5 protein-coding genes are annotated in these 5,864 nt (G+C 61.7%); 1 reads left to right on the top strand and 4 read right to left on the bottom strand.

Going from position 1 to position 5,864, the window contains the following annotated elements; all coding sequences use genetic code 11:
• Positions 1-272 precede the first annotated feature (272 nt).
• The 4 genes from Q0349_RS11655 to Q0349_RS11640 form a co-directional block, all read right to left on the bottom strand.
• A complete protein-coding gene (locus Q0349_RS11655) occupies positions 273-1,121 on the bottom strand; it encodes an SDR family NAD(P)-dependent oxidoreductase (RefSeq protein WP_298081154.1) in 849 nt (282 codons plus the stop codon).
• A gap of 66 nt (positions 1,122-1,187) precedes the next feature.
• On the bottom strand, positions 1,188-2,114 hold the full coding sequence (locus Q0349_RS11650; protein WP_298081152.1) for a hypothetical protein: 927 nt from the start codon (positions 2,112-2,114) through the stop codon (positions 1,188-1,190).
• Between the two features lie 93 nt (positions 2,115-2,207).
• A complete protein-coding gene (locus tag Q0349_RS11645) occupies positions 2,208-4,325 on the bottom strand; it encodes an exodeoxyribonuclease V subunit gamma (RefSeq protein ID WP_298081150.1) in 2,118 nt (705 codons plus the stop codon).
• Positions 4,326-4,332: 7 nt separating this feature from the next.
• Positions 4,333-4,821, bottom strand: coding sequence for a TPM domain-containing protein (locus Q0349_RS11640; RefSeq protein ID WP_298081149.1), 489 nt, complete (start codon positions 4,819-4,821; stop codon positions 4,333-4,335).
• A 302-nt stretch (positions 4,822-5,123) separates the two neighbouring features.
• Here Q0349_RS11640 and Q0349_RS11635 point away from each other — a divergent pair, with 302 nt between their 5' ends.
• Positions 5,124-5,732: a glutathione binding-like protein gene (locus Q0349_RS11635; RefSeq protein WP_298081148.1), complete on the top strand. Its 609-nt coding sequence runs from the start codon at positions 5,124-5,126 to the stop codon at positions 5,730-5,732.
• Positions 5,733-5,864 lie beyond the last annotated feature (132 nt).

The raw sequence follows: 5,864 nt of genomic DNA, 5'->3' as shown, positions 1-5,864 counted from the left end.
GCCTTGCAGCATAAGGCTTACAGCGTTTTTGAGCCTCCATTTTGTCCTATACGCCAACACCTAAGGGCTGTTTACAATTGAGCGTAACACAGTGATTTCGTCCGCAGGTTGGGTTAGCGAGGAACGGGCGTAACCCAACAATTTCTACGTTGGGCTACGGCGCAAGCGCCTGACCCAACCTGCGAACTTCGCAGGGAAGGCACGATAATTGTTGTCGCAGGGGGGGGCGGGCGGTTTTTGCTTTTGCCAGTTTGCATGGCACGCCGCCTGGGTTATTGGTAACGCTTGTTCTCGCGCGCGGCGAGCCAGAGGATGAGTTTGTCGAGGAGGAAGGTCGGCAGCAGCCGTTTCGCCGTGCCCATCAGCCAGGTGAGCGCGGTGACGTAGTAGCGCGCTTTCGGCCGCGGCGATTCGATGGCGTGGATGAGTTTCTGCACCACCGCTTCCGGCGGCAGGGTGAACGGCAGCGGCTTGTCGCTTTGCAGACGGTTGGTCATCGCCAGATAGCGCTCCTTGTGGCGACTGTTGTCGAGGTCAATCCATTGGCGGAATTGCTGGAAGGAATTGCCACGGAAATTGCTTTTGATGGGGCCGGGTTCGATCAGGCTGACGGAGATGCCGCTGCCCGCGAGTTCGAGGCGCAGCACGTCGCTCCAGCCTTCGAGCGCGAATTTGGTGGTGGTGTAGGCGCCACGGAAGCGCATCGCGGCAAGGCCGAGGACGGAGCTGTTGTTGACGATGCGGCCATGTCCCTGCGCGCGCATCACCGGCAGGATGCGCATGGTAAGGTCGTGCCAGCCGAGCAGGCCGGTGTCGAGCTGGTAGGCGAGCGCGTTGCGCGAGAGGTCTTCCAGCGCGGCGGGGATGGCGAAGGCGCCGTTGTTAAAGAGGGCATCGAGGGTGCCGCCGGTTTGTTTGAGCACCCAGTCGAGCGCCATGCTGATGCTGTCGGGTTCGGTGAGGTCAAGCTGGACGGCATTGAGTCCTTCGCCTTTCAGGCGCTCCACGTCGGCGGCGTCGCGCGCGCTGGCAAAGACCTGCCAGCCGCGTGCTTGCAGGAGATGGGCGGCACAGTGGCCGATGCCGCTGGAACAGCCGGTGATAAGGATGCTTTTTTTCATGATTGCCTCGGTTGGTTTGGGTCGGCACTTTGCCGGAGTAATTAGTGGTGGTGTTATCTGGATGTTTTAATCGGTCTTTGCCGGGAAGGTCAAGATAAATGCCTGGGCTTTTTCCTGAATTGCTTTCCATGATTTTAAGTGTTGTCGATGATATGACAATGTAATATTACCGAGCTTCATGGGAGAAAGCATTTCAAAATAATGGGTGCAGGGTGGCGAAGGTACATTGTGATTTGAACACTTTATGTAAGTAACAACGTGGCCATCTGAACCTTTGTAAATAAATAAATCCTCTACTCCATCCTTCTCTCTCCAGGATTTTTGTGTCTTCGGATTTATTCCGGGGACCACATAATATTCCAAACCATAGCGATATTCCCCGGTAAATGCGTATGGTTCCTCTGCTGCGGTAGCCCATTTCTGAAAACTGGTTTCGTATAGATAATCCAAAGGGTATTTTCTGGAGTTCTCTACAGGTGCAGCGCTAATAAGCACCCTGACCCAATCATCGCTTCCTGCTGATCGTTCGGCGCGGTATTGTTTGACCAAATCCCGTTTTCTTTCGTCATAGAGTGCGCCATCGCTGTTGCGGAAGGCAAAGTCAAAGGCCTTGATGATGGATTGATAATTGCGTGTCGGCGGGTTATAGCTGCGGATTTTGTCCATGTCCCAACCGGGGGAATCCACGTATTCGACAAAACGTACCACGGAAGATGGCAGATTGACCGGGACGCCGCCCAAGGTACCAATGATGTAGGGTTCGCCATATGGGTCTTTGGGCGCATCATCAGGTTGCTGGTTGGCGGCGCCGTGCATGGCATTGGAAAGCGCGGCGATGTCGGACGCGGCAGGTGCGGGATGTTGGCTGTTTTGCGCGGGGGCGGTGGTTGTCGCTTTGGGCGGCGGTGCGGACTTTTTCGGCTGTTCGCAGGCGGCAAGCAGCGTGGCAAGCAGGAGGAGGGTGAGGCGGGTGCGGTTCAAGGGTTGGGTCATGGGCGTTCAAGGGGGAGGATTGGGTGGCGATTTTACATCGGCCATGCGGCAATTCATGCCGCACCAATGTTTTTCGTCGTTCGTGCGGGCGCTTCAGCTGGAGGCGTCGCTATATGTCATGAGCGGTTGCAATAGTGTGGCGTGGATGGCGAGCGCTGTCGCGATGCGCGCGGCGAGGGTGTCGTGGTCGTGGCCGCGCCAGAGGTGGCGCCAGAGGTCGCCGTCGTCGGCTTTGTTGCGGTCGTCGTTTATCCAGTCTTTGATGAGTGTGTCGTTGTTTTTGTCTTTGCCGGCGACAAGGTTGTCCAAGTACGGCTGCATCAATTCGACCGGGGCGAGCCAAAGGGTTTGTTGGGCGCAGGCGCGCACGGCAATCCATTGGCGCAGTTGGGCGATGGCCGTGGCGGCGGGGACGGGAGCGAGGTGTTGCAGGGTGTCGTCGGCGTAGTGGATGAGGCTTGTGCCGCCGTCGCCGCTGGCGCTCCAGGCGAGGTGTTCGAGCCAGTAGCGGTATTGGTGTTTTGGTCGCGCCTTGCTGGCGCTGAGGCGCGGCCAGGTGTCGCCGCCGCCGGGCAGGCGGGCGGTGAGGGTGGTGTGATCGCCGAGGTCAAGGGTGCGTTCTTTGAGGCCGGGCCAGGTGTCGAGGCGGGCGCGGGCGAGCAGGCTGTGTTGGCGCTGGCGGTAGGCGGCGAGGGTTTGTTCGAGCTGGATGGTGCCGCCGATGCCGCCCGGCCAGGCGGGCAGGCGGGCGAGTTGTGCCGCCGGGTCAGGCTGGTTTTGTTCTAGCGCGGCGATGATGAGGCGCTCGGCCTGGTTTTGTTCGAGCGGGGTCAGCGCGAGTGGTTCGCGCGCGGCGAGCGGGGTTTGCGCGGCGGTGTTGGCGATGTGGTGCGCGCGGGCGTAGGTGCTCGCCGGTTTTTGGGTGTCGCGGATGAGTTGGCTGAGGGTCAGGGTTTCGGGGGCGCTGTTGGCGGTGATGGCGGGCGGGATGGCAAGGGTGAGGAAGGGGCGGGGATTGGTTTGGGTGGTGCTTTCGGCAACGGTGGTGTGCGGGCGAACCCCACCCCCGGCCCCTCCCCCACAGGGGGAGGGTAGCTGTTCGGTGAGCGGGGAGTTAGCGGCGGTTTGGGCAAGGTATGCGGCGATGTGGTCTTCGCGCAGTTCGCGGATTTCGGCTTGCAGGGCGGTGAGGAGGTTGTGCGGGGTGATGGCGGGGGTGTCGGGGCGTTCGGGGTCGCTGTGTTCGTGCAGCAGGCGGGCGAGGTCGCGTTGTTGTTTGCCGTAGCGGGAGACGAGTTCGTGGCCGTGTTCGCGGTGGCGGTCGTCCGTCGCCCTGCCTGCGGCGCGGCGTTTGAGGTCGCGCAGCCAGCGGCTGTCCACGATGTCGTCGATGTAGTGTTCGCTGGCGGCGAGGTGGTAGTGGGTGAGGTCGGTGTATTCGCCGAGGCGCTGCATGGTGTCGCGTTCGGCGGCGGTCATGCGGGTCAGCGCGAAGACGGGTATCCAGCGCGGCAGCAGCTCGCGGGCGCGCGGGCGGGTGTTGAGGATGTGCCAGAAGGCCTGGTTGCGCTGTTCGCGCGCGGCGTGGATGGCAGCGAAGCGGTCGTGCCAGAGGCGGCTTTGTTGTTGGTAGTGGGCACGGTAGTGGTCGGCAAGGATGGGTGGCAGGGTTTTCAGGCCGTCGCCGTCGAGGAGGTCGTCCAGCGGCGGCGGGTTGTCGCTTTGCCAGGCGGTGAGCCAGTCGGGGCGCTGGTTGAGGTAGACGGTGTAGAGGTTGGCGAGTTGGCCGCTGTAGCTCCAGAGGCGGCGGGTCATGGCGGCGGTGAGATGGGTTTCGTGCGGGTAGAGGGTGCGCAATAGTGCGTGCTGGCGGTGGTTGGGGTCGGCGAGGATGGTGTCGCCGTTTTGGTAGAGGTAGCTGAAGATGTCCCAGCGGATGGCGGTGTTGCTGAGCGGCGCCTGGCTGCCATATGGGCTGCCGGTGATGCGGCCGATGAGCATCCATTCGTAGTTGTGCCAGAGGCGCAGGGTGATGCCGCTGGCGACGCCGTTCGTGCTGGCAAGGGTCTGGACGAGGATGTTGCCGACGGGCAGGGTCGGCACGATGAGCGGGGTGTCGCCGAGCGGGTCGCGGCGGCTGTGGTGGTTGTAGTCGGCGAGGAAGTGGTCGCGCAGGGTGCGGTAGTCGGCGCTTTCGATGAGACGGTACATGGCGGGGTTATTCGATGATGACGGGGTGATCGGGCAGTTCGTTGCCGTGCGGGTCGTCCGCCTTGCCGAAGTGTTGGCGCAGCAGCGCGGCGGCTTCTTTGACGAGGGTTTCGAGTGCGGCGGTTTCGTGGCCGGCCCTGAAGGCGCGCAGGGTACGGGCGGCGAGGTCGTCCCAGATGCTTTGCGGGACAACGGCGCTGACGCCGCTATCGGCGAGGATGTGCAGTTTGCGTGCGGCAAGGTTGAGGTAGATGAGGACGCCGCTGCGGTCGGCGGTATTCCACAGGCCGAGGGTGGCGAAATGGCATTCGGCGCGGCTCTGCGCGGTGGTGTCGGCGGGCAGCGGGCGGCGTTCGATGACGAGGCGCAGTTCACCACTGTGGCCACGTTCGCCTTCCTGGACGGCGCGGGTGAGGGCGGCTATGGCGCGGTCGTCCAGCCAGCGGCTGTCGGCGGGAAAGAGGCGGTTTTTCAGGTTGTGGAGGAAGTTGAACATGGTGTTTTCCGGTGGTGAAAGCGGGGAGATGGGGGCGGCCGGGCGGTTTGGCAATGTTATAGCCATCCACCGAAAGCCTCATACTGTGTTGCGTCGCCTGGCCGGGCACCCTAAAAAATGGCGGAGCCATTTTTTAGGGAAACCCGCGCCGTACAACCGCGTACTGCCTTCGGCGACGCGCCTTGTCTGAAACTTTCGGTGGATGGCTATAAGCAGACGGGGTGCTGCGTGGTGTGGGCGAGGTTTTTTTGTTATAACGGCGTCCCGCACGTTTTGTGTTTTTTCAACAGGAGTTCTTCATCATGCTCACTCTGCATTATTTCCCCGGCAGCTGCGCCTTCACCCCGCACGTGGCGCTGGAATGGTCCGGCCTGCCCTACCGCGTCCAGGCGGAATCCCGCGAAAGCATCAAAACCCCGGCGTATCTGAAGCTGAATCCGCTGGGGCAGGTGCCGCTTCTGGAAGACGGCGACTGGGCGCTGTCGCAAAATGTCGCCATCATTGATTACATCAACGACCTTGCGCCGCAGGCAGGGATTTTCACCCACGGCGACGCCAAACAGCGGGCGAAAGCGCGGCAATGGCTGGTGATTGCCAACGCCGAGCTGCACCGACAGTTTAGTTTCGTCTTCGGCCCGGCACGGTTCGTCGAAGGCGAGGCGGCGCAGCAGGCGCTGGCTGCGAAGGGACGCGAGGCGATTTTGCGCCTCTATGGTGTCATTGACGAGGCGCTTGCCGAGCAGAACTATCTTGCGGGCGAACTGTCCATCGCCGATGTTTACGTCTATATGACGCTGCGCTGGGCGAAAGGGCTGAAGCTGGATGTGTCCGCCTTTGCCCGTCTCGCCGCATATTTTGACCGCGTCGGCGCCAATCCGGGCGTGCTCACGGTATTGCAGCAGGAAAGCTGAACAGCAGCCTGACGAAAAAGCGTCCTCCGGGGCGCTTTTTTGATGGACTGCCTACGGCTCGCCAAATTTACAATGCCCTGTGCCGGCGAAATATAGCCATCCACCGAAAGTTTCAGACAAGGCGCGTCGCCG

The organism is uncultured Cardiobacterium sp. (assembly GCF_938028185.1).
In the GTDB taxonomy this organism is placed as follows: domain Bacteria; phylum Pseudomonadota; class Gammaproteobacteria; order Cardiobacteriales; family Cardiobacteriaceae; genus Cardiobacterium.
Note: the sequence above shows the minus strand (reverse complement) of the source record. Positions and strands in the feature narration are given on the sequence as shown.

Coding starts and splice junctions, on each gene's coding strand:
- Q0349_RS11655 (WP_298081154.1), bottom strand. CDS start 1,121: ATGAAAAAAAGCATCCTTATCACCGGCTGTTCCAGCGGCATCGGCCAC.
- Q0349_RS11650 (WP_298081152.1), bottom strand. CDS start 2,114: ATGACCCAACCCTTGAACCGCACCCGCCTCACCCTCCTCCTGCTTGCC.
- Q0349_RS11645 (WP_298081150.1), bottom strand. CDS start 4,325: ATGTACCGTCTCATCGAAAGCGCCGACTACCGCACCCTGCGCGACCAC.
- Q0349_RS11640 (WP_298081149.1), bottom strand. CDS start 4,821: ATGTTCAACTTCCTCCACAACCTGAAAAACCGCCTCTTTCCCGCCGAC.
- Q0349_RS11635 (WP_298081148.1), top strand. CDS start 5,124: ATGCTCACTCTGCATTATTTCCCCGGCAGCTGCGCCTTCACCCCGCAC.